The following is a 25,397-nucleotide window of genomic DNA, read 5'->3' on the forward strand; positions in this document are numbered from 1 at the left end:
TCCGGGAACGCAACCGGCCCCGCTCGCTCAGGAGCAGAGCGGGGCCGGGTCACGCAGGTGCCGGTGTCGTCGTGGATCAGGGCAGGATCACAGCCAGGTGGAACGACCGGTCCTCGACTTTCCCGGTGCTGTCGTGCGTCAGCACGAAGACGCCGTTGCTGGTGCCCACGCGGAGGTTGACGATGACCTCGCCGGGCGGGGAGGCGCCTGCGTCGGCAGACAGCCCGATGGTGCAGAGGAAGGCACCCCGGCGGATGTTGCGGTTGAAGATGACCTCGTACGCACCGTCGGCGAGCTTGGTCGCCGACACCGCTCCGGAGCCCCTGGCCAGGGTTCCGTTGCCGTCCACGACGGCGAAGACGACTCCCGCGGCCAGGGCAGCGGACTCGTCGATGGCCTGGCGGGCCTCGGCCTGGGCCTCATCACTCAGTGGCGGCTGCTCGTACGGCTGCTCGGTCATTCGTTGCTCCCCTCTTCCCGGTTGAGCGGCACCGCTGCCTCACTTCCTGGGTCCGCTCGGTCGAGCGCGAGCATGCTCAAGCCCCGTCACGCACCCGTCACTGATGCGTCACGGCAGCATCTGGCCGGACCAGCGTGGTCAGCCGGAGCGCCCGGCGGGTCGCCCAGTTGCCGCCGCCCGGTCCTCCGGCACGGCCGCGGCCCACACGACCGGGTCCCGGACTGCACCCGGGTTCGGCGTCAGCTACTGGGTGCCGTGGGTGCAGCCGCCGCCCCGCGGGCTGTGGAGCGGTCGCGGCGCCGCGGTGATGACGACCGTCGCTGCCCGGCTGGGCGACCGTCCGGCCCCCGGGGACGTCGCTCGAGGAGCTCGTGATCCGCTACCTGGCGGCGTTCGGGCCGGCCACCGTGCGCGACGTGCAGGCGTGGTGCGGGCTCACCCGGCTGCGTGAGGTGGTGGACCGGCTGGGTCCACGCCTGCGCCGGTTCCGCACCGAGGAGGGAGCGGAGCTGGTGGACCTGCCCGACGCGCCGCGGCCCCATCCCGACACCCCGGCGCCGGTCCGCTTCCTGCCCGAGTACGACAACGCGACCCTGTCCTACGCCGACCGGAGCCGGGTGCTCGCCCCGGGCGACCACGTGCCGCTGCAGGGTGGTCCCGGCGGATGGGTGGGCTCGGTCCTCGTCGACGGCCGGGTGCAGACCATGTGGGCGGCCCGGCCGGGGAAGGCGGCCGCCGTGCTCACCGGCTCAGCGCTGCGTCGTCTCCCGCCGCCGGGCCGGACCGACACGACCGTGGACGCTCCCGGCCGGCGGCGGGTCGACGAGGCTCTGCATCCCGACCAGGACCAGCGAGTACACGAGGAAGGGCCGGGGCCCGACCAGGACCAGCGCCCGGCCCCGGCTGCGGGCGAGGGACTGCGCCCGGGCCAGGACGCGGATGCCCTCCACGTCGCAGAAGGTGATGCCCGCGGCGTCCACGGTCCAGGTGTGGTGACCGCTGAGGGTCAGGGCCTCGAGGACGTCCAGCAGGTGGTGGGCGGTGGCCCGCTCGAGCTCGCCGGCGACCGTCACCCGACCGGCTCGCAGGTCGGTCGAGATCGCCAGCGGGCGCCCGAGGTCCTGGGCGGTGGGCACTGCGAGGATCGGTGCGGTCATGGCATCCCCCGGCGGGACGCCGGGCCGGTGGGCCGACGGCGTCCCGTGGACGTGCGCGTCAGGCCGGACTCTCGACCGGTCGCCAGATTATCAGCGCCTCGCGCTACATGCTGACCGGTCAGGAGGTCGTGTGCAATCGGATGCGCCGCGAGACGGTCGTCCCGTCACCGCCGTCCCTCGCTCCTCGCCTTGATCCCCTCGGCCTCGGCGGCCAGGTAGCGATCGGTGAGGCGGCGGTAGAACCGTCCCACCACCGCGCCCACGGGCCCGGCCTGCTCGACCGACAGCGTCACGCGGGTGCCGCCGGCACCGAGGTCCTCCACCACGTGCCGCGCGGTGGTGCGGACGCCCGGGCCGGTGGCCACCCAGGTGAACGAGCGCCCCGGCTCGAGCTCGGTCACCACGTACTCGGTCGGGGGGATCCGGGGCTGCTCCACCCGGGCCCGGGACCCGACCGCGAGCGGGCCGTCGTCCAGGCGCCGCACCGCGGTCACCGTCGACGCCCACTCCGGCCACCGCTCGACGTCGAGCAGCACCTCCCAGACCCGTTGGACCGGGGTCTCGACGTCGATCGTCTCGCGCTGCTCCTCCGCGCCATCCTCCTGCCTCACGTCGGGGTGGGATGTCGACCGGAGGCCTCCAGGGTCTGATCGATGTCCTGCGCCCGGTATCCGGGTCTGGTGCGAGTGCACGACTGCTCCAGTCGACCCGGGTCGACGACATCACGAACTGAGGCCCTCTGGCCGGCGTCCGGACGAGCGCTGGTGCGGTGTCAGTCGCGGCCGGGGCCGGTCGCCGCGGCGGTCACGGCGTCCGGACCGGTCCCACTGCGGCCGTGGAGACGTCCTCGGGGAGCAGGTAGGCCGACTCGTCCGGGAGGTCGCGGCCCCGGGTGTGTGTCGTCCGCTGCGCGTCGGCCGGCCCACCAGCCGTATCCGCCGGTGACGACCAGGGTGACGAGGAAGGCCGCGTAGCCCCACGCCCATGGGTCACCGGCGCTCACCTCGGCCCGGTAGCGGAGCAGCACGAGCAGCTCCAGCACCCCGAAGACGGTGTAGGCGACCGCGGGGATGACCAGTCGGGTCAGATCCCGCTCCCGGATGCTCAGCGCGGCAGCGACTCCGAAGGCGATCAGCCAGGAACCGACCACCTGGCCGCTCAGCGTCCCCAGCTCCCACGGCCAGAAACCGGTCATGTCGTCGAGCGTGTGGTGGACAGTCGCACCACCGAGGTACAGGACCACACCGGCCGCGGCCATGGCGGCGCCCTGGACGGCGAGCAGCGCCATCAGCCAGGCCGGCATCGGCCGGCCGGCCGGCTCGGCCCGGACCCGGCGGGCCTCGTGCCGGAGGTAGACGGCGAGGCAGCCGGCGGGGACCACGAGGTAGACGACGAGCCAGAACCACGCGGCGAACTGCGCGGACGGTCCCCCGGCCACCAGCCGCAGACCGTGGTTGTGGATGAGCGTCGCGACGAGGGTGAGGACGGTGTACACGGCCACCGTGAGGACGGTGATCCGGGCCCGGCTCCACCGCCGCTCCCGCAAGGAGAGCAGGGAGAGGACGAAGCCCGCGGCGAAGGCGGCGCCGAGGAAGGCCGCCGTCAGCTCGTTGTGGATGCGCCAGGCGAAGTCGTGGTGGGCCGAGGCCCCGACCAGCAGTCGCAGGACGGCCAGCGCCGTCAGGCAGCTGAACGCGGCCAGCAGCAACCGGCCGCCGACCCCGACCTCGTCCGTCCGAGCCCGCCCCTCGGATGGCTCTCCCGAGGCCTGCACATCGGGTTCGCGTGGATCCATCGGTGCGCCACCCTCGTCGACCTGCTCCCCCGCACGGACCCGGCGACGGGCCGGCTGCTCGGTCCGAGGCCTGTGCGCAGGATCGTCCTCGGCCGAGAGCCAGACAAGGGGTAGGACCGGTCGACCGCGCAGGCCGGCGACGACCGACGCAGAGCGAGGGTCCTCGATCACCCGGTGCGACCGGCCTCCCGCCCCGGACCTGCGCGACCTGTCCACCCAGGTCCGCTGGTCGGGTGCGCTGATCGAGGAGAGGCACGGAGCCCCTCCTCGAGATGACGCGGCTACCGCTCGGACGTGCGTCCGGTCTCCGCGGCGGGAGCGCCGGTGGGCGGCCCGGAGTCCGCCGAGGCGTCGCGCGCCCTCGGCACCGACGTCGTCGTCGCACGACCGCTCGGGGTGAACCGCTGGACGAAGTCCAGCGCCGTCTGGGCGACCTCGCGCCAGCCGTGGTCGATCGTGAGGGCGTGGCCCCGGTTCGGCATCCTCACGATCTCCGTCACGGCAGGATTGCGCCGCTGCCGCTTGTAGGCGGCGTTCGCGATCGCCCACGGCACCGTGTGGTCCTTCTCGCCCTCGATGATCAGCAGCGGACCGCGGTCGGGGTTCTTCGTGTCGACCCTCGCCTCCGTCCGGGGATTGAGGTTCGCGTTGCCCATCTGCACGAGCGAGAGCCCGGAGCCGGCGACGTGGTACCTCTCGTAGAGCTCCCTCGCCTCCTCCTCGTCGAGCGCGTTCGCCCAGCTGTACCTGAACTGGTCGAAGGTGAGCGTGAGCGCTCGGCCGCGGGTGCGCGGGTCGACCAGGAACGGGCCCGCCGACCGGAGCGTGGCAACCGGCAGCGGCAGGACGCCGCGGAAGACCCCGGGGTCGATCGCCACCGTGGCCGCCGAGAGGCCTCGGCCCGCGAGCATCTGCGCCAGCAGACCCCCGGTCGAGTGCCCGATGAGGGCCGGCTTCCTGTCCAGGGCCTCGATGACCTCGGTGGTGTGATCGGCGATCTGCCTCAAGGACTTCCGGGCGAGGACCTCCGGCTCCGCCCGGGCGGCTTCGATCGTGTCCGGATCGTCCGGCCAGTCCGGTGTGAGCGGTGCGTAGCCGGCCTGCCGGAAGAGGTCCGCCCAGTTGGCCCAGCTGCTCGGCAGCAGCCAGAGGCCGTGGATGAAGACGACCGGGGTGCCGCCGGAGGCGTTGGCGGCCTCGATCTCCCGGATCTCCCGCTCGGACGTCGATGCCATGACGAGTCTCCTCCGGTCGGAGTGGATGGGTCAGGGAGTGCTGGGACCTGACGAGGGCCTGGGCAGGCGGCCTCCTGCGCCTCGGAACCGTCCTGCCGCGGGTGGCTGCTGGTCGGCTCGACCTCGCACGGCTGCCACCGGGTCCTCGCGCGGATCGTCCCGGCACGTCCTGGCCCGCACCAGTGCTCTTCGTCCCTCGGGCCATCCGCCTCGTCGACGACGACCGGTCCCACGGCGGTGTGGTGTGCACCGGTGTGATCGCGGAACCGGCCCGTGACGTCACCAGCGCTCGGCGAGCAGGTCACGCACCGGCCGGTCGGCCTCCGCGTGGATGAGGGCCGCACTCTCGGCCGCCCCCAGCCGCTCGGCGAGCACGGCGCGGGTGCGCACCCAGCCGGTGCGGTCGGGCGGGAAGACGTCCGCGCCGATCGACCGGCGGATCCCCTCCGCCGCGCCGGTGAGACGGGCGGCGCGCTCCGGCTCGCCCGCCGCCACCGCCTCAGCAGCCATGCCGTCGAGGGCCCGCGCGGTGGTCTCCCGGCTGTCCATGGACCGGCTGCGCTCGAGCGCCTCGGACAGCACCCGATGAGCCGTGTCGAGGTCACCGCGGGCGGTGTGCGCCAGCCCCAGGTTCACCAGCGCGTTGCCCAGGAAGACGTCTGTCCCGGCCGTCCGGGCGAGCGCGGCGCTCTCCTCGAGCAGCGGGACGGCGTCGTCCGGGAGGTCGCGGAGGAGCTTCGCCCCGCCGAGGGAGAGCAGGGCGAAGGCGAGGCCCCACCGGTCACCGAGCTCCCGGAGGGCGGCCACGGCTGCCTCGAGGAGACCCTCACCTGCCGCGGTGTCGCTGCGGGCCACGAGGAGTCCGAGCGGGATCCTCGCCAGCGCGGCCGACCGGTCGTCACCCAGCTCGCCGGAGAGCTCGACTGCGGTCCGCAACGCCGGGAGAGCGCGGCCCTCCTCACCCAGCTCGAAGCTGAGCATCCCGAGGACGAACGACGCGTCGGCACGCACCGCCGGCGTGAGGTGTGGCTGGTGCGCCAGCAGCTCCTCCATCCAGTCGATGCCCGGCCGGAGCAGGCCGTGTACCCACCAGAACTGCCACAGCGCCCGGCCGAGCCCCGCTGCCTCGTCGAGGGCGCCACCGTCGAGGAACGTGCGCATCGCGGCACCGAGGTTCCCGGACTCCGTGACGTACCGGTCGACCGTGGACCGGTCGAGGGCGCCGTGCTCCGCCGTGTGCACACCGGCCGCGAACCGGAGGAAGAACCGCGCGTGGTCTCCGCGGACCTGATCGGCCGCCCCGCTGGCCTCCAACCGCTCGAGCGCGAGTTCCCGGACGGAGTCCAGCATGGCGAAGCGCGGCTCGCCCGAGGCGCCGGGAGCCACCTGGACCAGGCTCTTGTCCACGAGCGAGGCCACCGAGGAGAGGACGTCGGACACCTGCTCGTCGCCGCACACGGCCTCCGCCCCATCCAGGGAGAAGCCCCCGACGAACACGGCGAGCCGGGCGACGACCACCTCGTCGTCGTCGTCGAGGAGGTCGAAGCTCCACTCGACCGTCCGGCGGAGGGTCCGCTGCCGCTCGGGCAGGTCCCGGGACCCACCGGTGAGGACGCCGAGCCGCGAGCCGAGCCGGCCCAGCAGCTCGACCGGCTGGAGCAGCCGGACCCGCGCAGCGGCCAGTTCGATGGCCAGCGGCAGCCCGTCCAGCCGCCGGCAGATCTCGGCGATCGCCCGCAGCTGGTGGTCGTCCAGGTCGACGTCGGCCCGCGCGGAGCGCGCCCGGTCGACGAACAGCCGCACCGCCTCCGACCGGGCGAGGACGTCGATCGGCTCCTCCGCTCCCACGGTCCCCAGTGACGGGACGACGACCACGTGCTCGCCGGTGAGGTGGAGCACCTCCCGGCTGGTGGCGAGCACCGTGAGGCCCGGCGCCGCACCCAGCAGCTGCGTGATCAGCGGCGCCCCGCCGACGACCTGTTCCATGTTGTCCAGCACGAGCAGCATCCGCCGGGGGGCGAGGAACGCCGCGAGTGCCTGCTCCGGGAACCGCCCTCCGCCGTCGGGCAGGCCGAGGGCGGTCGCGACGGCATCGGCCAGCAGCTCGGGAGCCCGGACACCGTCCAGCGGCACGGCGACCACGCCGTCGGGGAACGAGCCGCGCACCTCGGCGGCGACCTGCACCGCCAGCCTGGTCTTGCCGATCCCGCCCGGTCCGACGAGGGTCACCAGACGGGTGGCGGCGTCGGACAGCACGCCGCGGAGCTGGGTGCGTTCCTGCTCGCGGCCGATGAACGAGCTGACGGGTGCAGGCAACCGCCACTGCCCGATCGGCTCGCCGGCGGGCGAGGGCTCCGGCAGCTCGAACCGCTCGCTGAGCAGGAGGGCGAGGTCGTCGGCCACGAGGACGGCGAGTTCCTCGGCCGTGCCGAAGCTGCGGTAGGAGAGCCCGTCGGAGCCGATCCGGTCGATCAGCTCCACCAGACGGGGATCCCGGTCGGGAGCCGGCGTCTTGAGGTAGACCAGCTTGGGCTTGCCCGCGGCGGCCAGGTACTCGTCCTCCAGGCCGGACACGGACCGGCCCGGAGCCACCCAGCCGTACGACTGCCAGTAGACGCCGACGAAGACGTCGCTCTGCTGCAGGTAGGCGAGGTACAGCTCTCGGGGCGGGTGCGGCCGGGCGCCGAGCTCGAAGAGCACCGGCGTGAGGCGCAACCGCTCGACCGCGCCGCGCACCGCGACGCGTTCGTCGGCCAGCTCCCGCATGGTCGAGCTGACGAACACCCGGAGTCTCTGGTCCGGCGTCCGGATCGGCACGACTGCCCCCTCGCACCCCAGGTCGGGCGACCGGTGGGCCGATCCCCGGGTCGATCGACCCGCTCACGAGGACGGCACCACCGGCACGCACCGGGACGACCACGCTCCTGTTCGGTGGCGGACGTGGCGTGCGCGCATGATCCCGCCCCGCTGCGGCTGCGTCACCGGCCGCCGACCCGGTGTCGGGCGACGGCGCGACCACCGGGCCGGGCGGTTGGGGGGTGAGGATGGCGCGGTGGCTGACACGGCGGCCACCCGGGCGGACCGGCAGGTGGCCCGGGTGCGCGACGACCCAGCCGGGCGCTTCGAGCTGGCCCGGCGGTTCTACCGGCACGCCGACGGGCCACGGCGGTGGTACGGCCGGGCGGAGCTGAGGTTCCTGCGCTGGGAACTCGCCCGCGGTGTGCTGGCGCCGCTGCACGCGGATCCCCCGGGCAGCCCCTGGTGGCGAGCGGTCAACCAGCGGCTGCTGCGCGACAAGGTCGAGGCGGACCTCCTGGTCGACGGGGTCCCCGGGACGGCCGACGCGGCCGGCGTCGAACTGTGGACGGCGTTCATCCGGCGACCGGACCCCGCGGCCTGGTACCGCGCCCACAACGCCAGCGTCGTCGCGGCCTACCTGGAGCACGAACCGCTCGCCGCGGAGGAGCTCCCGGTGGAGCGGTTCATGATGAACGTGGCGCTGCTGCGGCTGCTCTTCACCCACGCCCTGGTGGCCCGGCCGCGCCTGGCCCTGGGTCCTCTCGCGCGACTCGGGCCGGCCCTCGTCGACCCCCGGGGCCCCACCGTGGGGCTCTTCCTCGACCTGCGCCGGTCCTTCCCCACCCACTACCCGCTCCGGCTGTCCCTCGGGCAGGCCATCGCGGCCGAGCAGCCGCTGGCCCGAGCTCTCGACTACGGGGTCATCGCGCCCCGGTTGCCGGAGCTGTACGCGTTCTCCGCCGCATGCCTCGGCGAGCCGCGGCTGACCGGCCTGCTGGACGAGGGAGGAGCCCCGGCGTACGCGTGGCCGCCGGAGGACCGGGACTTCTGGAGGACCGGCAACACCGGGCGACACCTGCGCTCGATCGCCCGGTTGACCGGTGCGCGCACCGGCTACGACCGGCAGTTCCGCTCCTGACGCCGCTGGGCCATGGTGCCGTCGTGATCGCCGTGCCGGCGGGGCCCGGTGACCTCGACGCACCTCCCGTTGCGGACTCACGTGCGCCGGGATGCCTGCGTCACGTACCGGTGGACCTCCGAGATCGCCGTCGCTCCCTCGCCGACGGCGGCCGCGACCCGCTTGACCGACCCGGAGCGGACGTCGCCGGCGGCGAAGACGGCGGGCACGGAGGTCTGCAACGACAGGACCTCAGCGCCCAGCCCCGTGGGCCCCTCGGCGGACCGACCTGTGAGGACGAAACCGTGGTCGTCGAGGCGGATCTGCTCCGGGAGCCACGCCGTGTCGGGAACCGCGCCGATCATGACGAACAGGGCGGTGGCCGGCACCTCCCGGCGCTGGTCCGTCCGCCGGTCCCGGAGGACGAGCGTCTCGAGGCGGACGGAGCCTCCTCCGTCGACGACCTCGGTGTGCGGGGTGACGGTGATGTTCGGGACCGCACCGATCTCCCGGATCAGGTAGTCCGACATGCTGCTGGTGAGCGTGTCGCCGCGGACGACGAGGGTGACCCGGTGGGCGAAGCGGGCCAGGTAGACGGCTGCCTGGCCTGCGGAGTTGCCGGCACCGACGATGTAGACCTCGGCGCCGCGGAGCACCGGTGCCTCGGAGACCGCCGACCCGTAGTAGACGCCCGCTCCGACGAGGGCCTCCAGCTGCGGGAGGCCGAGCCGCCGGTACGTCACGCCGGTGGCCAGCACCACCGAGCGCGCGCTCACGGTCGTACCGTCGCTCAGTCCGACCCTCGTGCTGCCCCCGTCCGGAGCGAGCGCCGCGACGCCGATGGTGAACAGGAACTCGGCGCCGAGCATCCATGCCTGGGCGAAGGCGCGGGTGGCCAGGTCGTGACCACTGACACCGCGCGGGAAGCCGAGGTAGTTGCGGATCCGGGAGCTGGTCCCTGCTTGACCACCCATCGCCGTCCGCTCCACGACCAGGGTGGTGAGTCCTTCGCTGGCCCCGTACACGGCGGCGGCCATGCCGGCCGGGCCGGCCCCGACGACGACGAGGTCGTAGCACGCGTGCTGGGGCACGGTGTGCGCGCCGACGGCCTCGGCAATGTCCGCGCGGGTGTACCGGGTCAGCACCCGGCCGTCGCGCAGGAACAGCACCGGCCGGTCCGGGTCGCGGTCGGGCACGGAGGACAGCAGTTCGACCCCCTCCGGGGTGTCCTCGTCGACGAAGCTGAACGGGATGCCGTTGAGCTCCAGCGCCTCCCGCAGCTCGTAGGCAACGGGATCCAGCCGTCGACCCACGATCCGGAGCAGCTCGAACGGCGGGGTGTTGCGTCGGGCCCAGGCCTCCACCGCCTCGGAGACCACGGGGTACAGCAGGTGCTCCCGTGGACGCCACGGCTTGGTCAGGTGGTGCTCGAGGTAGCCGAGTCCCATCCCCTCGACGATCACCGGCTCGCAGCGCCGGTCGCCGTAGTCGATCAACAGGGCCCGCTGGGCCTCGGGGAAGAGCTGCTTGCTGCGGGCCAGCAGCATGGCGCCGGTACACTCCCCCAACCAGTGCTCGGCGACGATCAACGCCACGTCCCGGCCGTCGTCGCGGAGCCGGGCCAGCAGGGCCGAGGCCTCGTCGAACGACGTGGCCGTCGCGGTCGCGAAGTCCGCGCCGTACCGGCGCAGCAGGTCGGCGCTGAGCTGGTCCACGGTCGACCGGTCCCGGTCGACCACGACGAGCAGCGGTCGGTCCATGCCGGGCACCCCCCAGTCAGGACGGCACGACCCGGCCGAGCCGGCCGGGTGCCTCACCGCGGCGACCGGCACCCGGCGTCGGGCGGGCGCTCATGTGAGGAACAGGCCGATCCCGAGCGTGACGGTGGCCACGGCGAGCGCCAGCCCGCCCAGGATCGTCAACCACAGCACGCCGTTGGGCTTGTCGGCGTCGGGTCGGAGGATCGAGAGGAAGAAGCCCAGGGGCATGAGGATCGGCGCGATGGCGAATCCCGTGCGGACCACGGCCTTCCAGCCGTCGGACAGGTCGGTCTGGTCGACGTACAGGAGACCGACCAGCGCGAAGACGATCCAGACCCCGGCATGAGCGTGCCCGGCGCGGAACAGGTGCCGGCGCACGGGGTTGTCCAGGTACCCCGGGATCTTGCGACTGATCATGGCCAGGAGCGAGACCCCGCCGATCTCGACGGTCGGGACCGCCACCAGCAGGACGGCGGCCACCAGTGTCGACGCCTCGGACATGCTGCTCCCCTCTCCGGGCCCGCCCCGCGCACCCCGGGCCCGGACCGCCGTCAGGGCCCGGGGTGCCGTGGAGCCGGATGGTCCCTGCTGGTCGAACCTCCCGGGCAGCGGTTCAGCGCCCGGAGCACCGCAGCCGGTGTCCCGGAACTGGCCACGCGACGCGGTCAGGACAGCCCGGCGCCGGACGGGACGTCCTCGAGCGAGCCGCTCTGCCTGGTGATGACGAGTTCGTCGACCTGCAGCCGGGCCAGGCGGAGATCACGCACCTCGGCACGACCGATGACGAGGCGGCCCACGGCCAGGGACCCGATCGCCGCGGCCCCGACCGCCAGGGCACCGACCGCGGCCGCGCCGGCCGCCGCCGCTCCGATCGCCAGCGAGCGGACGGCCACCGCACGCACGGCCATCGGGCCCATCGGGCCCACCGGCCGGACAGCGGCGCGACGCTTCGTGCTCAGGCGTGCCCTTCCATCGTGTGTGCGCATCGGACTGTCCTCCTTCCGCAGCGGCAGCCGGGTGCCGCTGCCACGGTCCAGCGAGATGGGAGGAACGTCGCCGCCTCGACGGGCCTCCAGCGGCCGGCCCCGTCGCGACTCAGGAGCGGGATCGCGAGCACCGCCCGCTGCCCGGGCCGGCCGAGCTCCACGCGTGGGTGGCCGGGAGCGACCTCCAGCGGGCCGAGGATCGGGAACCGCACGGCTGGCACCTCCCCGCTCGCCCTCCCAGCGGATGGGGATGGAGTCAACTCCGGTCGTGTCGGTTCCGCCAGGGACTGTTGGACGGATCGTGGCAGCCAGGTCAGGCGCGGCGAGGTCGAGCGTTCCGGCGTGGTCGCGGGCGTGTCCTGTCGTCGCCGGTGGCAGCCTGTGCCTCGCTCGGCCTGGCAGGATCCGCGTCACCTCACGGCGCTCCTCGGCTCCAGCCGCGAACAGGTCCCTTGCCGCTCGCGGGGCCCAACGGCACGCGCACGTCGACCACCCTGCGCCTCGTGCCGGGGCTGGACCGGCCGACCTCCGGCACTGCGACCGTCGCCGGCCGCTCACCTGGACGCTCGGCTGCGCACACGCCGCCGCCGTGACTGCGCACGACGCCGACCCGCCGGTGCTCCGCCGCAGTCCGCAGGGCCGGCTGCGGGATCCGAACAAGACGAGCGGCGACCTGCGCCGCGCCCTGGACCGGGCCGGCTCCGACTGGGTGACCTCGCGCACGCCCCGCGAGACCGTCGCCACCGGGCTCGACGATGCCGGGCTGTCCGCCCGGCAGATCGCCGGCCACCTCGGCCACCGCCGGCCCAGCCTCACCCAGGACGTTCACACGGGCCACCGGCTCGCCAGCCGCAGAGCGGCCACCGACCTGCAGCCACGCTCTGACGACGAACCGGCTCCGGGCCGCCCGCGGCGACTCTCCCGTCGGCGCGCCGTCTCCGGAATGGCCCTACAGCGGTCGTACCGGGCTGGGCGGGAGAGGGACTGCTGGTCGTGGGCCACGCTTCGGAGTGCGCGTCAGGCCGCTGACCTGCGGTGTTGCTCCCCCGATCGGACTCGATCCAATGACCCTGCCAGTTGATCTCGAGGTGCTGGGCAGCGAGTGGACAGCGACGACCGCGCAGGTCAGAGCCTGGTCGCATGATGTGCCGGTGTTGGTCATCGTCGGGCGCCGGGAGTGGTTCGTTGGTCGTTGATCGGTCGCCTCGTCGACTCGGACCAACCCCGCCCGACTCCACCACCCGCCTCGCGGCGGCTGGCCCGGTGCAGTCGTTCGGTTCGCACTCTTGACCATGACGACGTTGTCCCTGGCGGACGCGAAGGCTCACCTGTCGAAGCTGGTCGCCCGCATCAGCGGACGGCACGGGTGCGTGTACGTGACCGTGCACGGCAAGTCCTCCGCCGTGCTGCTCGCCATCGAGGACCTCGAGTCGCCCGAGGAGACCACGAGATCCTCGCCGACGCCGATGACATGCGGCGTCGGCGCGCCCCTGAGGCCGAGCTCGCCCGCGGAGAGGCCGAGAGCCGCGATGAGCTGGACACGGCCGTGGTCCGCCCTACGGTCGGGGTGACGAGACGACCCGAGGAGCGGCGCCATGGCCGAGGTGGAGTTGCGAGTCAACGGGACCAGCCGGCGGATCCAGCTCGAGCCGAGGGTCAGCCTGCTCGATGCGCTGCGCGAGCGCCTGGAGCTGACCGGCACGAAGAAGGGCTGCGACCAGGGCGCCTGTGGCGCGTGCACGGTGCTCGTCGACGGCGAACGCATCCTCGCCTGCCTCGCCTTGGCCATGCAGTACGGCGACCGCGAGATCACCACCGTCGAGGGCCTCGGGGAACCTGGACGCCTGCACCCTCTGCAGGAGGCGTTCATCCGTTCGGACGGCTTCCAGTGCGGCTTCTGCACGTCCGGCCAGATCTGTTCGGCGGTCGGCATGCTGGCCGAGCACCGTGCGGGCGTCCCGAGCGTCGTCACGCCGCATCTCGCGGCGACCGCGATCCCCCTGTCCGAGGCCGAGATCCGGGAGCGGATGAGCGGCAACCTGTGCCGCTGCGGCGCCTACGACGGCATCGTCGACGCGATCCAGCACGTCGCCGCCGCCGGGGTCGACGACCGTGCCCGAACTGCGGACCCGGCGGCGGACCGATGAGGCCCTTCGCCTACCTGCGGCCCCTCGACGTCGCCACCGCCCTGCGGGCGATCGCCACCGAACCGGGCGCCAGGCTCCTCGCCGGCGGCACCAACCTCGTGGACCTGATGCGCCGGGACGTCGAGCGCCCGACGACCGTCGTCGACATCTCCACCCTCCCCTTGGCCGATGTGCAGGAGCTGCCCGCCGGCGGCCTGCGGATCGGCGCCCTGGTGCGCAACAGCCACCTCGCCGCCCACCCGGTGGTGCGCAGCCGCTACCCGGTGCTGTCCCAGGCGGTGCTCTCCGGCGCCTCCGGGCAGCTGCGCAACATGGCCACGGTCGGCGGCAACCTCCTGCAGCGCACGCGCTGCCTGTACTTCGCCGACGGCACCGTCGCCTGCAACAAGCGCGACCCCGGCAGCGGGTGCGCGGCGATCGGCGGGTTCCACCGGGGCAGCGCCGTCCTCGGCACCAGCGAGCACTGCATCGCCACGCACCCCTCGGACATGGCCGTGGCGCTGGTCGCGCTGGACGCCGTCGTCGAGGTGCGGAGCCTGGGCGGCACCCGCCGCATCCCGCTGGCCGAGCTGCACGTCCTGCCCGGCGACACCCCGGACGTCGAAACGGTGCTCGACCCCGACGAGCTCATCACCGCGGTCGAGCTGCCGACGCTGCCGGTGGCCGCCTCGTCGCGGTACCGCAAGGTGCGCGACCGGGCCTCGTTCGCGTTCGCGCTGGTCTCGGTCGCCGCGGCGCTGGAGCACGCGAACGGGACGATCACGGCGGCCCGGCTGGCCCTCGGCGGCGTCGCACCCCGGCCGTGGCGGGCATCCCGGGCCGAGCAGGTGCTGGTCGGCGCGCCGGCCACCGAGGAGACCTTCCGCCGGGCGGCCACCACCGAGCTGGCGGCCGCCGTCGGCCGACCGCAGAACGAGTTCAAGATCGAGCTCGCGCGGCGAACCGTCGTGGCCACGCTGCACCAGCTGGTGACCGAGGGAGGTGCGGCATGACTCGGGCACCAGAGCGCATCCGGCCTTCCCCGCCGACGGCTGGACCCGTCCACGCAGTCGGGCGCCCGCTCGACCGTGTGGACGGGCCGGCCAAGACCTCCGGGCTCGCCCGGTACACCGCCGACCACCACGTCCCTGACCTCGCGCACGCCGCACTGGTGCACGCCACCGTCGCCCGCGGCCGCATCACCGGCCTCGACACCGTCGACGCCGAGGCCGTCGGCGGGGTGCTGGCGGTCCTGACCCACCACAACGCCCCGCGCATCACGCCGCCGGCGCCGGTGAGCGCGTTCGACCTGAGCACGCTGGCGTCGGGCACCACGGTGAACTACCTCAACACCGACCAGGTGCACTGGAACGGCCAGCCGGTCGCCGTCGTCGTCGCCGACTCGCCCGACACGGCCCGGCAGGCCGCCCGGCTCGTCCGCGTCACCTACGAGGTGGAGCCCGCGGTCACCGACTTCGCCGCCGCACAGGACGACGCGGTCCCACTGCGCGGCACGCTTCTCGTCCTCGGCGAGGCGCGGACGGGCGACGCCGAACGCGCCCTCGCCACCGCCCCCGTCGTCGTGGACCACCGGTACACCACACCCGCCCAGAACCACCACGCCCTGGAGCCGCACGCAACCATCGCGGTCTGGAACGGCGACCGGCTGACCGTCCACGAGAGCTCGCAGGATGTCGACTGGGCCCGCCGCCACCTCGCCCGGCGCTTCGGGGTGCCGCTCGCGGGCGTGCGCGTTCTCGCCCCGCACGTCGGCGGCGGTTTCGGCGGCAAGGCCCCGGTCTGGGCGGGGACGGTGCTCACCGTCCTCGCTGCCCGGGCCACCGGCCGGGCGGTGCGGATGGTGCTCAGCCGCGAGGACGTCACCCGCACCGTCGGGGGACGCACCCCCACCGTGCAGCGCATCGCGCTCGGCGCACATCGGGACGGGACCCTCACCGCGCTCCTGCACACCGCTGTCTCGCAGGTCGGCCGGGTGGGTGGGACATCGGAGCCGGCGGGCTCGCAGTCACGCCACCTCTACGCGGCGCCGAACATCTGGATCCGGCACGCCACGACCACGCTCGACGTCCTCCCCACCACCCACATGCGGGCGCCGGGGGAGGCGGTCGGCACGTTCGCCCTCGAGTCGGCGGTCGACGAGCTGGCCGTGGCGCTGGGGATGGACCCGGTGGAGCTCCGGATGCGCAACGAGCCCGACCGCGACCCGTTGGACGGCAAGCGGTTCTCGCGGCGCGACCTGCGGAAGGCCTACTCCCGCGGCGTGGAACGGTTCGGTTGGGCCGAGCGCACCGCGAGGCCGCGGTCGATGCGCGACGGGCACTGGCTCGTCGGCTGGGGGGTGGCCACCGCCTTCCACCTACCGGTCCGCCTGCCCGCCGACGTCACCGTGCGGCTGCACGCGGACGGCACGGTGCTCGTGCGCTGCGCGTTCCACGAGATCGGCGTCGGCGTGGCCACCGTGCAGACGCAGATCGCCGCGGACGCCCTCGGCGTGCCGGTCGAGGCGGTCACCGTCGAGCACGGCGACACCGACCTGCCGGTCGGGCCGCAGGCAGGCGGCTCGGGGCAGACCGCGAGCGTGGCGACCGCGCTGCTGGAGGCGTGCGAGGAGCTCACGCGGTCCGCGCTGGCGCTGGCCCGGCGCTCTCCGTCGTCACCGCTGCACGGTCGGCGGCTGTCGGAGCTGCGGGCCGGGCGCGGAGGGTTGTACCGGGCGGACGCGCCGGACCAGGGCGAGACCTACGGCGTCATCCTGAGCCGCGCCGGACGACCGGCGATCGAGGTCCGCACCGCCCCGGGGACGCGGGCCGGGCGGACGCTGCAGCAGGCCCGGGCGGCCGCCGGCTGGTTCCGCGACCGCAGGCGCTGGGTGCGCGCCGCCACCGGCGCGCACTTCTGCGAGGTCCGCGTCGACGAGCACACCGGCGAGGTGCGCGTGTCGCGCTGGCTGGGGGTCTTCGACGTCGGCCGGGTGATCAACCCCAAGACGGCGACCAGTCAGCTGCGCGGCGGGATCGTCATGGGCATCGGGGCCGCGCTGTGCGAGGAGACGCTGGTCGACCCGCGTACCGGGCGGATCGTGAACCCCGGCCTGGCCGACTACCACGTGCCGGTACAGGCCGACACGCCCCGGATCGACGTCGACTACCTCGACGAGCCCGACCCGACGACCCCGCTGGGGCTGCTGGGTGTGGGCGAGGTCGGCATCACCGGCGTGGCCGCTGCCGTGGCCAACGCCGTGCACCACGCCACCGGTGTGAGGATCCGGGACCTCCCCGTGACGCTGGACCGGCTGCTGTGACACTGCTCAGCACTCCAGTCCGGTGACGGCGCCAGCTGCAGGTGAGTGGCGCGCGTACCGCAACGACCATCTGCACGATCCGGCCGGTGTCATCGGGCGGGCGTCATCGGGTGAGGGTCTCGTCGAGCCAGTCGAGGACGCGCTGCTCGAGCAGCGAGCGAGCCATGGGTTCGCAGTGGCGGTCGGCGCCCTCGGCGGCAGTGAAGCGGACCAGCTGCTTGGGCCCGGGCAACGCGTCGAAGAGCCGCCGGGACTGGCCCGGCCAGAACTGCTCACCGTCGGGATCGGTGATCAGCATCGGGGTGGTGATCCGGTCGGCCACACCCTCCAGGGTGTACCGGCGGGCCTCGGTGACCACGTCGTACGCCGACGTCTTGCCGTAGGGCTTGGCGCGCCACTCCCAGTTCTGCCGCTCGCCCGCGGTCGCCTGCTGCATCCCCGCGGCCATGAGCTGGTCGAACCGCTGCTGGTCGCCGGCGTCGAGGCAGTCGCGCAGCGGCTGCGGCAACGCGTTCCACCAGGGCTCGAACGCGTCGTACACGCCGGGGTCGGCGATGCCGGCGGCGATGCGGTGCTCGAAGGCCAGCGCGCGGGGCACCCAGTAGCCGCCCTGACTGACGCCGTGCAGCGCGATCAGCTCCGGATCGACGTCCGGCCGCGCCGACAGGTAGTCGACCACCGGGGTGATCACCGCCTCCCAGTCGTACCGGAAGGGCACCTGCCGCTCGAACAGCATGGACTGCTGACCGGGACCGTCGAAGACCAGCGCGTTGTACCCCCGGTTGACCGCGCCCGCGCCGAGCGGCGGCCACAGGGTGGTGACGGGGCCGTCGCTGCCGTTGTTCACCACCAGCGTCGGGTGCCGCCCGTCCGTGCCTGGAGGGGTGAAGAAGTAGCCGGGCATGGTGGTGCCCTCGTAGGGGATCTCGACCCGCTGGCCGGCCGGCTGCAGGCGGTCGACGTGGTCGTCGAAGCAGCGCCGGTGCGCTCGGAACGTCGACTGCAGCAGCGCTTCGGGGTCCTGGGTGCCATCCACCGCGGACAGGGCCTGTGCGTAGTAGGCGCTCGCCCGCAGGTACGCCGACCGGGCACTCACCGGATGACCGGCGGCGGCGCACCCGTCGGCGATCGCGGCGACGCGGTCGGCGGTGGCGACCCACTCGGTGCACCAACTGGTCGCGTCGCCGTCGACGATGCGGGCCGCGGTCGCCAGCATCTCCCCGACGTCCCCGCACCCGGAGAACACACCGCCCAGACCGAGCTGGAACTGGAAGTCGAACTGCTCGAAGTCGAAGAACCGGCGCGCCATCGCATCCTCCATCCGAACGCTGGCCGGGCCTGTTTCCACGGTGACCAGTCCACGTCGGGAAGGAAAGAGGATGGCGCCTCAGCCGATCCCAGCTCGCGAGCTCCTCGTACCGGGCCAGTGTGGCGGCGAGGGCGAGGAAGGCGAGCAACAGCCGGGCGAGGCCCTCCTTGGCACAGGGTCGACGACCTGGAGTTGGCCAACGAACGTGCAGGTCAAAGCCTGTCCGCAGGATCGGCGGTGTTGGTCATCGTCGGGCGTCAGGGGTGTTCGTTGGTCGTGGGTTGGTCGCGTCGCGCCCACGGCGGAGGTCAGCGCACACCGCCCACCGGCCGTGCGCCGGCCCCGGCGCCGGACGTCCATCCGGGCCGCCGCATCCCCGGACGCCGCGCCTTCTCCGCGAAGGCCAGGTCGCATCCCCGCCCCGCGGGACGACCGAGTACGACCTCGGGCTCACCCGCCGGACCGGGTCGTTCGCCCCTGTCTGCGGCCGTTCGTCCTTTCTACCGTGCTCGGGGTGACACTGACCGTCGGGAGCGCCGCCGTCGAGCAGTACGCCGCGGCCTGGCGCGAGACCGATACCGCCGCGCGCCGGACGCTGCTGGACACGTGCTGGGCCGAGGACGGCGTCTACTGCGACCCGCTGAACCGCGTCGAGGGCCGCGACGGGCTGTCGTCGCTGATCGGGTCGTTCCAGGAGGGGAGCCCAGGCGCGCGCATCGACGTCGTCAGCGGCGTCGACGAGCACGACGGCTACCTGCGGTTCGCCTGGCGGATGCTGGCAGCCGACGGCTCGGTCGCTCTCGAGGGGACCGACTTCGGCGAGGTCGACGGCGCGGGCAGGCTGCGCCGGATCGTCGGCTTCTTCGGCCCACTGCCGACCTGAGCCGGCGTCCTCGGGCTCTGCCGGGCGGGGGGCAGTGGAGCCGGACGGCTGAGCCAGACGTCGCGGAAGCAGGTCAGCCCAGGCTGCTGGCCATGTCGTCGCCGGCCTCTTCCCCGCCGCCGCGTCTGATCAGTGTCGAGTTCCGGTGCGCAAGCCGGCTGTACACGGCCGCACCGTGGGTGGCAGGGAGCTGGAGCCGTCGAGTCTCTGGGCGCGAGATGCCTGCGAACAGCCCGTCGGCCATCTCCCATGTCCACTCGACGACCTGGAAGTGACTCGTGCGACGTCCCTGACGTCGCCGCTCGCGCCTCTGACCCCATGGCGACGTCGTGCAGTTCCGAGTGGACCTGACTCGCGCGGTCCGGCGAGGCCGACTCAGAGGCGCGGGCGGCCACCGGGCGGCGGTGATGGCCTTGAGGCGACGTCTGCAGGTGCGACGTACGCCCAGACGTACTTGCGGCCGTCGCGAGGGAACCACCCGTGCGCGGCACAGAGCCGCGCGACCAGGTGCAGCCCGTGGCCACCGCGGGCGGGGTCCCGGCCGGTCGCGGGGGTGGGCGGTCGGTCGGCGGCGGCGTCGCTGACCTCCAGCAGCCAGCCGGCGCCGGCGGCGGTGACCATGACGTGTACGGGCGGGCGGCCGTGGCGGAGCCCGTTGGAGGCCAGCTCCTCGAAGGTCAGCAGCGCGGTGTCGACCGCATCGTCGGCGGCGTCGGCGGCGGTGAGGGCGTCGGTGGCCAGCGGCCCGTCACGCAGGGCGTGGTGCAGGTCCGCGCGCAGCGCGGTGAGCTCGGCGGCGGTGCGCGGTGTGCCCTGCCACGCCGCGCCGGTGGCGAGGTCGGGAGGTGGTCGCTGCTGCCAGTGCGCGTTCATCTGCCTCGTTCGGTCCAGGGGTGAGCTGCCCTGTGCGCAGTGGGCCGCGGCCGGGGAGGCCGTTGCGCTACCGCGTGGAACGAGCCGGTTCCGTCTGCTTCGTTCCGCGGCGCCCGCCGTACCCGGCCGCGACCTGCGCCAACCGGCGCGACCGGCCGGATCGGCCTGCTGGAGCAGTGCCGCCGCGGGCCGTCGCCGCCCGGCTAGGGTCGGCGCGTGGGTGGACCGGGCGGGGGTCGGCTGGATGTCGGTGGACTGCTGCACGAGGTCGAGGCGGCCGCGCCGGTCGACGCGGTGCCGGCGGTCGCGGCCGCGCTCGCGGAGATGGTCGACGCCCGCCAGGTGCACCTGCTCCTCGTCGACTTCAGCGGCCGCGCGGTCGTGCGGCTGACGTCGGCCGACCGGGTCGACGGCGCCCGCAGCCGGGGACCGGAGCAGGCCGAGACGCTTCCGCTGCCGGGCACCGTGTACGACCGCGTCCTGCGGACGCAGCAGGCCGATGTGCAGCGGGTCACCGGCGGCGCCCGGCTCGTCGTTCCGGTCACCGACCGCGGGGACGCCATCGGGCTGCTGGAGCTGACGCTGCCCCGGTTCCCCTCGGCTCGGGAGGTCGCCGACATCGGCGACGCCGCGCACGCGCTGGCCTACGTCCTGGTCGCCGCCCGCCGGCACACCGACGTGTTCGAGTGGGGCATGCGCACGACTCCGTTCTCCCTGGCGGCGGAGATCCAGCGCCGGCTGCTGCCGGCCGCCTACACCTGCGAGGCCGGGCAGTTCACCCTGGCCGGCTGGCTGGAGCCGGCCGCCGCGGTGGGTGGGGACACCTTCGACTACAACCTCGACCGCGACTTCCTGCAGCTGTCGATCACCGACGCGGTCGGTCATCAGGTCGCGGCAGCCCTGCTGGCCACTCTGCTGGTCGGCGGCCTGCGCAACGGCCGCCGGAAGGGGCTCGGCCTCGCCGCGCAGGCCGGCTACGCCAACGACTGCCTGGCCGAGAACGCGCCCCCGGGCCAGTTCGTCACCGGTCAGCTCGTACGCGTCGACCTGCACGCCGGCACCGCCGAGATCGTCAACGCCGGGCACACCCTGCCGCTGCGCCTGCGCGGCGGGATCGTGGAGGAGATCGCCCTACGCGTCGAGGCACCCTTCGGGGTGCTGCCCGGCAAGGCCTTCGACGTGCAGCGCCTCCCTCTCGAGCCCGGCGACCGGATCGTCTTCCTCACCGACGGCATGCTCGAGCGCAACGCGGCATCCCTCGACGTGGCCGCGGCGCTGGCCGACACCGCGGACCTGCACCCGCGGGAGGTCGTGCACGCCCTCGGGGCCGCCGTGCTGACCGCGACCGGCGCGGAGCTCCGCGACGACGCCACGATGCTCTGCTTCGACTGGTACGGCGGGCCGCCGCGCGCCCGCACCACCGAGCAGGGGGCCGATCCCGACCGCACCTCGCCGAGCGCCTGATCCGCACCTCGGAAGCCCGCAGCTCCGGGACGGCTTCCGGAGACGGGTCCCGTCGGCAGGGCGTGACCGCACGTGTCCGCGGTCTCGGCGCGGTCACCGAGGGTGCGACACGAGTGTGAACGGGTAGCCGGGGCAGCCGCCGGGGCGATGCTGGGGTGGCGCACCAAGCCAGCCCGGGCACGAGACGGCATGAGACGGGGAGGGACGGGCCATGCAACGGATCCGGCCCCGAACCGCACGGGAGACGGCGATCGTGCTCCGGCTGCGGAGCAGGTCCGTGCGTGACCGGGCGGAGGCGATCCTGCTGGAGGCGCAGCTGACCTGCGCTGATGCGGCCCTGCAACACGTGCGGTGCCGTGTTAACCGGGAGGCCGATCATCGCCGATGGCGGACTCAGGTTCGCCGTCCTGACCGGCTCCGCCGGCGTCGCCGTCCTCGCCGTCCGCCGCCTCCCGGTGCCCCGGTAGGCCCACCGTCGACGGCATGCCGCCCGGGTGCCTTCAGCCGGTCGGACGTCCTCCGGCCGACTCCGGCGGTCCGGCGAGTGGCTCAGGCTCGACCGGCGGCATCTGGTCGGCCTCCCGCTCCCGCGGCGACACGGCCGGCACCGGTAGCAGCCGGCACGGATGCCGGGCGCGCGGAGGGGGGATCGGAACGTCCTCGAGGTCGACGAGCGGCAGCAGCCGCCGCAGGAACGGGCGCGCACCGACGAGGACGCCGCGGCCAGGTGCCCGCAGGTCTTCCGGCGGTGCTCCGGCGCCGGTGAGCCGGTCCGGCCGGCGAGCCCGCCGATGCGTCGACGTCGCCGGGTCGATGCCGTGGGCTCGACGGCGCTCTCCGCATCGGCACGGCCGGCCGTACGCTCGGTGGCGCACGAGCTCCGCGCTGACATCCCGCCTCGCGGGGAGGGCACCGTGGCCGAACCGCCGACGCAGGTGGACTCCGCCGTCATCGCCGCCGCGCTGGGACGGCTCCGGGGCGCTCCGCCGGCGCCGGAGGAACAGCTGTCGGAGGCGCTGACCGAGCTCGAGGTCGCCTACGAGGAGCTGCGGGTCGCCGAGGAGGAGCTGCGCACCCAGCAGGAGACCATCGCCGAACTGCTGGCCACCGACCGGCGGCGCCGGGAACACCAGCTGGCCGACACGCTGCCGGTGGCGCTGCTGCGGACCGACGCCGAGGGGCAGATCCTGCACGGCAACCCCGCCGCGGCCCAGCTGCTCGGCCTGCCCGCCGCCCGGCTGGCCCGGCGGGTGCTGCTGGCCTCGGTCGAGCTGGCCGACCGCGGCCCGCTGCGCCGGGCGCTGTCGGTGCTGGCCACCGGCGAGCGTGGCGAGGCCCAGGTCGACGTCACCTTCCATGGCCGGGACGGGCGGGCCCGGCCGGTCCGGCTGTTCGGCTGGCCGGAGGCGACCTCGCCGGGACCGGCGGTGCTGCGCTGGCTGGGCATCGAAGCGCCCGCCATCGGCAGCCCGGCCGCGCTGCCCCCGGCCGGCGAGGCGGCAGCCACCGAGCCGGTGGCCACGGAGGCGGCCGGCGAAGCCGGCGGCGCGGGGATGGCGATGGCCCAGGCGTTCGCTGAGCTGGTCCTGCTGCCGCTGGACGCCGGTGACGAGCAGCGGCTGCTGCACCGGATCGTCACCGTCGTCCGCGGAGCAGTGCCCGGCGCGACCGCGCTGAGCATCAACGTCGGCCCGCCGATGGAGCCACAGCTGCTGGCCAGCGACGACACCGTCGCGCAGGTCTTCGACGGCCACCAGATGGTCGCCGGGGAGGGCCCCTGCCAGGACGCCTACGAGCAGCGAGCCGTCGTCGTCACCGCCGACGTCACCACCGACGCCCGCTGGCCGCGGCTGCGCGGCCTGCTCACCGATGCCGGCGTGCGCAGCGTGCTGGCCGTGCCGGCGCAGCTGCCCGACCAGCGGTGGATGGTCCTCAACGTCTACAGCGACCGCCCGGGCGTGTTCACCGGCGGCAGCGTCCGGCTGGGGGAGATGGTCGCCGCGGCGGTCGCCGCCATCCTGCGCGAGGTCGCCGAGCGGGCCGCGCTCGGACAGCTGGCGGCCAACCTGGAGCGGGCGCTGACCTCCCGGGCGGTCATCGACCAGGCGAAGGGAGTGCTGATCGCCCGCACCGGCGGCTCCGCCGAGGACGCGTTCGACCGGCTGTCCCGGCTCAGCCAGGCGCTCAACGTCAAGGTCCGCGACCTGGCCCCGATGGTGGTCGCGGGCAATCCGGACGTGCTGACCATCCTCGACCGCATCTGACCGGGCCGCAGGTCGCCGTCGTCGTCCACCTCGCCGAGGCCCGGGCACTGGAGTGCTGTGGCGGAGCCCCGTCCGATGTCGGCGGCCCTCTGGCGGCGTGCTTCGTTTCCGGGCGAGTCCGCGGGGTGGACCGTTCGTCGGCAGGGGTAGCCGGCCGGTGGCGGGCTGCGCACGCTCCCCCCGTGACGGCAGCACCCGAGCGGTCGCCGCTCAGCTGTAGGCGGGCCGCGGCCGTGCGCCAGTCCGCTGAAGCGATCCGGGCGGCCGCCGCGACGGCCGCCGCCGCGGCGTTGAGCTACGACGCCGTCGCGGACGCCGCGGACGCCGCCGCCGGCACCACCGATGAGCCCGAGCCGCACCGGAACCGGGCGGCACGGGCGCGCACACGGGCCGACGCGCAACGCCGCCTGGCGCTGCGGATGTGGGCGCGGGCCGACGCGCTCGAGTCCGCCGCGCGCTGACCGGCGGTTCCCCGGCAGGCGAACCGACACCCCCACGAAGCGCAGCCGCGGGCCGGCTCGGTCGGCGCCGTCCGCGGCCGGGGAGTCCACTGACCGCGGGTCGCCGCGTGCGGCCGGTTTCTCGGACGAGCAGCGCCCCGCTGAGCCCAGGCGGTGGCCCTCCGCACGCGGCGCCCCACGAGCAGGCAGCGAGGGCACCGGTGGGCGCGATGGCCGACGGCTGGGGGCACGCGCAGCGCGGAGGGCCGACGAACCGGTCCGCGGTAGCGGCGCGTCGCGCCGCTGCGGCCGAGCGGGCCCGGCGCTCCGCGGCCGAGCTCGTCGCCGAGGCACGTGCCTGCTCCCAGCGCGCCGAGGTGCTGCGCCGGGCGCTGGAGCGCCGTCGGCTGCGGGCCGCACAGGACGGGTCAGGTGCGCAGGGTGCGGCTGGGCAGCACGCCGTAGGCGGCCCGGTAGTGCTCGGTGAACCGGCTGGGGGTGAAACCCCAGCGCGCCGCGACGGCGGTGACGGTCACCCTGTCGCCGGGCGTCGCGTTGCGCAGCTGCCGGTGGGCCTGTTCGAGACGGACTCGGCGCAGGTAGGCCATGGGCGTCGTGCCGAGGTGCCGCCGGAACGCCAGCTGCACCGCTCGTGGGGTGACGTAGGCGGCCCGGGCGATGTCGGCGACGGAGAGATCGAGGTCGGGATTGGCCTCGATGTAGGCCACGGCTCGGCGCAGCGTGCCGGGGTGGGCGTCCACCCGGTCGGCAGGCACCAGCGCCGGCAGCAGGGTGTGGGGGAAGACGGTCACGGCGGTCGCGGCGAGCAGCCGTCCGGCAGGACCGAGAACCAGCGGGGATGCGGCCATCTCGGATCCGGCGAGCAGGTCGTCGACGAAGCGGGTGACCTGCCGCCATCGAGCAGCTCCGCCGGGAGTGGCCTGCGAGGCGGTGAACCGCCACGGCTCGTTCGTGGCGGGAGTGCCCCGGGCGACGTCCGTGAGCAGTGACTGTGGGAGGGCGACGCTGAAGGTCCGAGCTTCATGACTGTCGGCGACGGCTCGGGTGTCGGGGTGATTGGCGATGAACACGTCCCCGGGCACGTACCGCTCGAGGTCGTGCCCGCGGTCGTACCCGATGGCACCGGCGACGGCTACGGAGATGAGGACGTCGTCCTGGCCGGCCAAGTCGAACGTGAGGTCGGCCGGCACCCTGACATCGCTGATGCTGAACGCACCCGCGTCCAGCATCCTGACGCTGGCCTCCCATCTGGTGTCCGGGGAAGCCTTCAGCTGCAGCCGGCCGCCGAAGAGGTCGTCGATGAGCTCTCGCGCCTCGCCCGGGTCAGACGTGGCGTACTGATGCCGCCGTAGTGCTCCCGGTGTGGGGGTTTCCATGCCGCTCTCC

Annotated in this window: 21 protein-coding genes and 1 pseudogene; 10 read left to right on the plus strand and 12 right to left on the minus strand. The window is 74.2% G+C overall.

Features of this window, described 5'->3' with window-relative positions:
* Positions 1-76: 76 nt before the first annotated feature.
* Positions 77-460, minus strand: a complete 384-nt coding sequence (locus ACI79V_RS10290) for a hypothetical protein (RefSeq protein ID WP_456888909.1) — start codon at positions 458-460, stop codon at positions 77-79.
* Between the two features lie 371 nt (positions 461-831).
* On the opposite strand from ACI79V_RS10290, the pseudogene ACI79V_RS10295 reads away from it, so the two are divergent.
* Positions 832-1,185: pseudogene (locus ACI79V_RS10295) on the plus strand (DNA glycosylase AlkZ-like family protein); the annotation flags it as partial.
* A 24-nt stretch (positions 1,186-1,209) separates the two neighbouring features.
* On the opposite strand, the gene ACI79V_RS10300 reads toward ACI79V_RS10295, so the two are convergent.
* The 5 genes from ACI79V_RS10300 to ACI79V_RS10320 all read right to left on the minus strand — a co-directional run bounded on the left by ACI79V_RS10300 (position 1,210) and on the right by ACI79V_RS10320 (position 7,464).
* Entirely contained in the window at positions 1,210-1,617 is a 408-nt protein-coding gene (locus ACI79V_RS10300; protein WP_456888910.1) for an STAS domain-containing protein, read from the minus strand.
* 164 nt (positions 1,618-1,781) lie between these two features.
* Entirely contained in the window at positions 1,782-2,228 is a 447-nt protein-coding gene (locus ACI79V_RS10305; RefSeq protein ID WP_456888911.1) for an SRPBCC family protein, read from the minus strand.
* A gap of 161 nt (positions 2,229-2,389) precedes the next feature.
* On the minus strand, positions 2,390-3,325 hold the full coding sequence (locus ACI79V_RS10310; RefSeq protein ID WP_456888913.1) for a hypothetical protein: 936 nt from the start codon (positions 3,323-3,325) through the stop codon (positions 2,390-2,392).
* 368 nt (positions 3,326-3,693) lie between these two features.
* Positions 3,694-4,647, minus strand: coding sequence for an alpha/beta hydrolase (locus tag ACI79V_RS10315; RefSeq protein ID WP_456888915.1), 954 nt, complete (start codon positions 4,645-4,647; stop codon positions 3,694-3,696).
* 279 nt (positions 4,648-4,926) lie between these two features.
* Positions 4,927-7,464: an ATP-binding protein gene (locus tag ACI79V_RS10320; RefSeq protein ID WP_456888917.1), complete on the minus strand. Its 2,538-nt coding sequence runs from the start codon at positions 7,462-7,464 to the stop codon at positions 4,927-4,929.
* 235 nt (positions 7,465-7,699) lie between these two features.
* Between ACI79V_RS10320 and ACI79V_RS10325 the strand changes: the two genes are divergently transcribed.
* Positions 7,700-8,584, plus strand: a complete 885-nt coding sequence (locus ACI79V_RS10325; protein WP_456888919.1) for a hypothetical protein — start codon at positions 7,700-7,702, stop codon at positions 8,582-8,584.
* Positions 8,585-8,661: 77 nt separating this feature from the next.
* On the opposite strand, the gene ACI79V_RS10330 is transcribed toward ACI79V_RS10325, so the two are convergent.
* From ACI79V_RS10330 to ACI79V_RS10340, 3 genes are all read right to left on the minus strand, one after another.
* The gene (locus ACI79V_RS10330) at positions 8,662-10,323 is read right to left on the minus strand and encodes an FAD-dependent oxidoreductase (RefSeq protein WP_456888921.1); all 1,662 of its coding nucleotides are present in this window, start codon (positions 10,321-10,323) and stop codon (positions 8,662-8,664) included.
* A gap of 90 nt (positions 10,324-10,413) precedes the next feature.
* Positions 10,414-10,824 carry a hypothetical protein gene (locus tag ACI79V_RS10335; RefSeq protein WP_456888923.1) on the minus strand — a complete coding sequence of 137 codons (411 nt, stop codon included), beginning with the start codon at positions 10,822-10,824 and terminating at the stop codon, positions 10,414-10,416.
* A gap of 164 nt (positions 10,825-10,988) precedes the next feature.
* Positions 10,989-11,231, minus strand: a complete 243-nt coding sequence (locus tag ACI79V_RS10340; protein WP_456888925.1) for a hypothetical protein — start codon at positions 11,229-11,231, stop codon at positions 10,989-10,991.
* A 1,370-nt stretch (positions 11,232-12,601) separates the two neighbouring features.
* On the opposite strand from ACI79V_RS10340, the gene ACI79V_RS10345 reads away from it, so the two are divergent.
* From ACI79V_RS10345 to ACI79V_RS10360, 4 genes are all read left to right on the plus strand, one after another.
* The gene (locus ACI79V_RS10345) at positions 12,602-12,880 is read left to right on the plus strand and encodes a type II toxin-antitoxin system Phd/YefM family antitoxin (RefSeq protein WP_456888927.1); all 279 of its coding nucleotides are present in this window, start codon (positions 12,602-12,604) and stop codon (positions 12,878-12,880) included.
* A 24-nt stretch (positions 12,881-12,904) separates the two neighbouring features.
* Positions 12,905-13,456, plus strand: a complete 552-nt coding sequence (locus ACI79V_RS10350; protein ID WP_456888929.1) for a 2Fe-2S iron-sulfur cluster-binding protein — start codon at positions 12,905-12,907, stop codon at positions 13,454-13,456.
* On the plus strand, positions 13,453-14,448 hold the full coding sequence (locus tag ACI79V_RS10355; RefSeq protein WP_456888931.1) for an FAD binding domain-containing protein: 996 nt from the start codon (positions 13,453-13,455) through the stop codon (positions 14,446-14,448). Before ACI79V_RS10350 ends, ACI79V_RS10355 begins: the two co-directional genes overlap by 4 nt.
* 77 nt (positions 14,449-14,525) lie before the next feature.
* A complete protein-coding gene (locus ACI79V_RS10360; protein WP_456888933.1) occupies positions 14,526-16,757 on the plus strand; it encodes a xanthine dehydrogenase family protein molybdopterin-binding subunit in 2,232 nt (743 codons plus the stop codon).
* A gap of 103 nt (positions 16,758-16,860) precedes the next feature.
* Here the strand turns inward: ACI79V_RS10360 and ACI79V_RS10365 are convergent, their stop codons facing one another.
* Positions 16,861-18,066 (minus strand): alpha/beta hydrolase family protein, encoded by a 1,206-nt coding sequence (locus tag ACI79V_RS10365; protein WP_456888935.1) that lies wholly within the window; start codon positions 18,064-18,066, stop codon positions 16,861-16,863.
* Between the two features lie 514 nt (positions 18,067-18,580).
* Between ACI79V_RS10365 and ACI79V_RS10370 the strand changes: the two genes are divergently transcribed.
* Complete coding sequence (locus tag ACI79V_RS10370) at positions 18,581-18,949, plus strand: nuclear transport factor 2 family protein (RefSeq protein ID WP_456888937.1); 369 nt, start codon at positions 18,581-18,583, stop codon at positions 18,947-18,949.
* 375 nt (positions 18,950-19,324) lie between these two features.
* Here ACI79V_RS10370 and ACI79V_RS10375 read toward each other — a convergent pair whose 3' ends face one another.
* Complete coding sequence (locus ACI79V_RS10375) at positions 19,325-19,822, minus strand: ATP-binding protein (RefSeq protein WP_456888939.1); 498 nt, start codon at positions 19,820-19,822, stop codon at positions 19,325-19,327.
* A gap of 216 nt (positions 19,823-20,038) precedes the next feature.
* Here ACI79V_RS10375 and ACI79V_RS10380 point away from each other — a divergent pair, with 216 nt between their 5' ends.
* From ACI79V_RS10380 to ACI79V_RS10390, 3 genes are all read left to right on the plus strand, one after another.
* A complete protein-coding gene (locus tag ACI79V_RS10380; RefSeq protein WP_456888941.1) occupies positions 20,039-21,286 on the plus strand; it encodes a PP2C family protein-serine/threonine phosphatase in 1,248 nt (415 codons plus the stop codon).
* A gap of 914 nt (positions 21,287-22,200) precedes the next feature.
* Positions 22,201-23,550 (plus strand): ANTAR domain-containing protein, encoded by a 1,350-nt coding sequence (locus ACI79V_RS10385; RefSeq protein ID WP_456888943.1) that lies wholly within the window; start codon positions 22,201-22,203, stop codon positions 23,548-23,550.
* A 182-nt stretch (positions 23,551-23,732) separates the two neighbouring features.
* Complete coding sequence (locus tag ACI79V_RS10390) at positions 23,733-24,011, plus strand: hypothetical protein (protein ID WP_456888945.1); 279 nt, start codon at positions 23,733-23,735, stop codon at positions 24,009-24,011.
* A gap of 407 nt (positions 24,012-24,418) precedes the next feature.
* Here ACI79V_RS10390 and ACI79V_RS10395 read toward each other — a convergent pair whose 3' ends face one another.
* Positions 24,419-25,387: a helix-turn-helix transcriptional regulator gene (locus ACI79V_RS10395; protein ID WP_456888947.1), complete on the minus strand. Its 969-nt coding sequence runs from the start codon at positions 25,385-25,387 to the stop codon at positions 24,419-24,421.
* Between the last annotated feature and the right edge of the window lie 10 nt (positions 25,388-25,397).

The sequence above is a fragment of the Geodermatophilus sp. SYSU D00700 genome, from assembly GCF_054050255.1.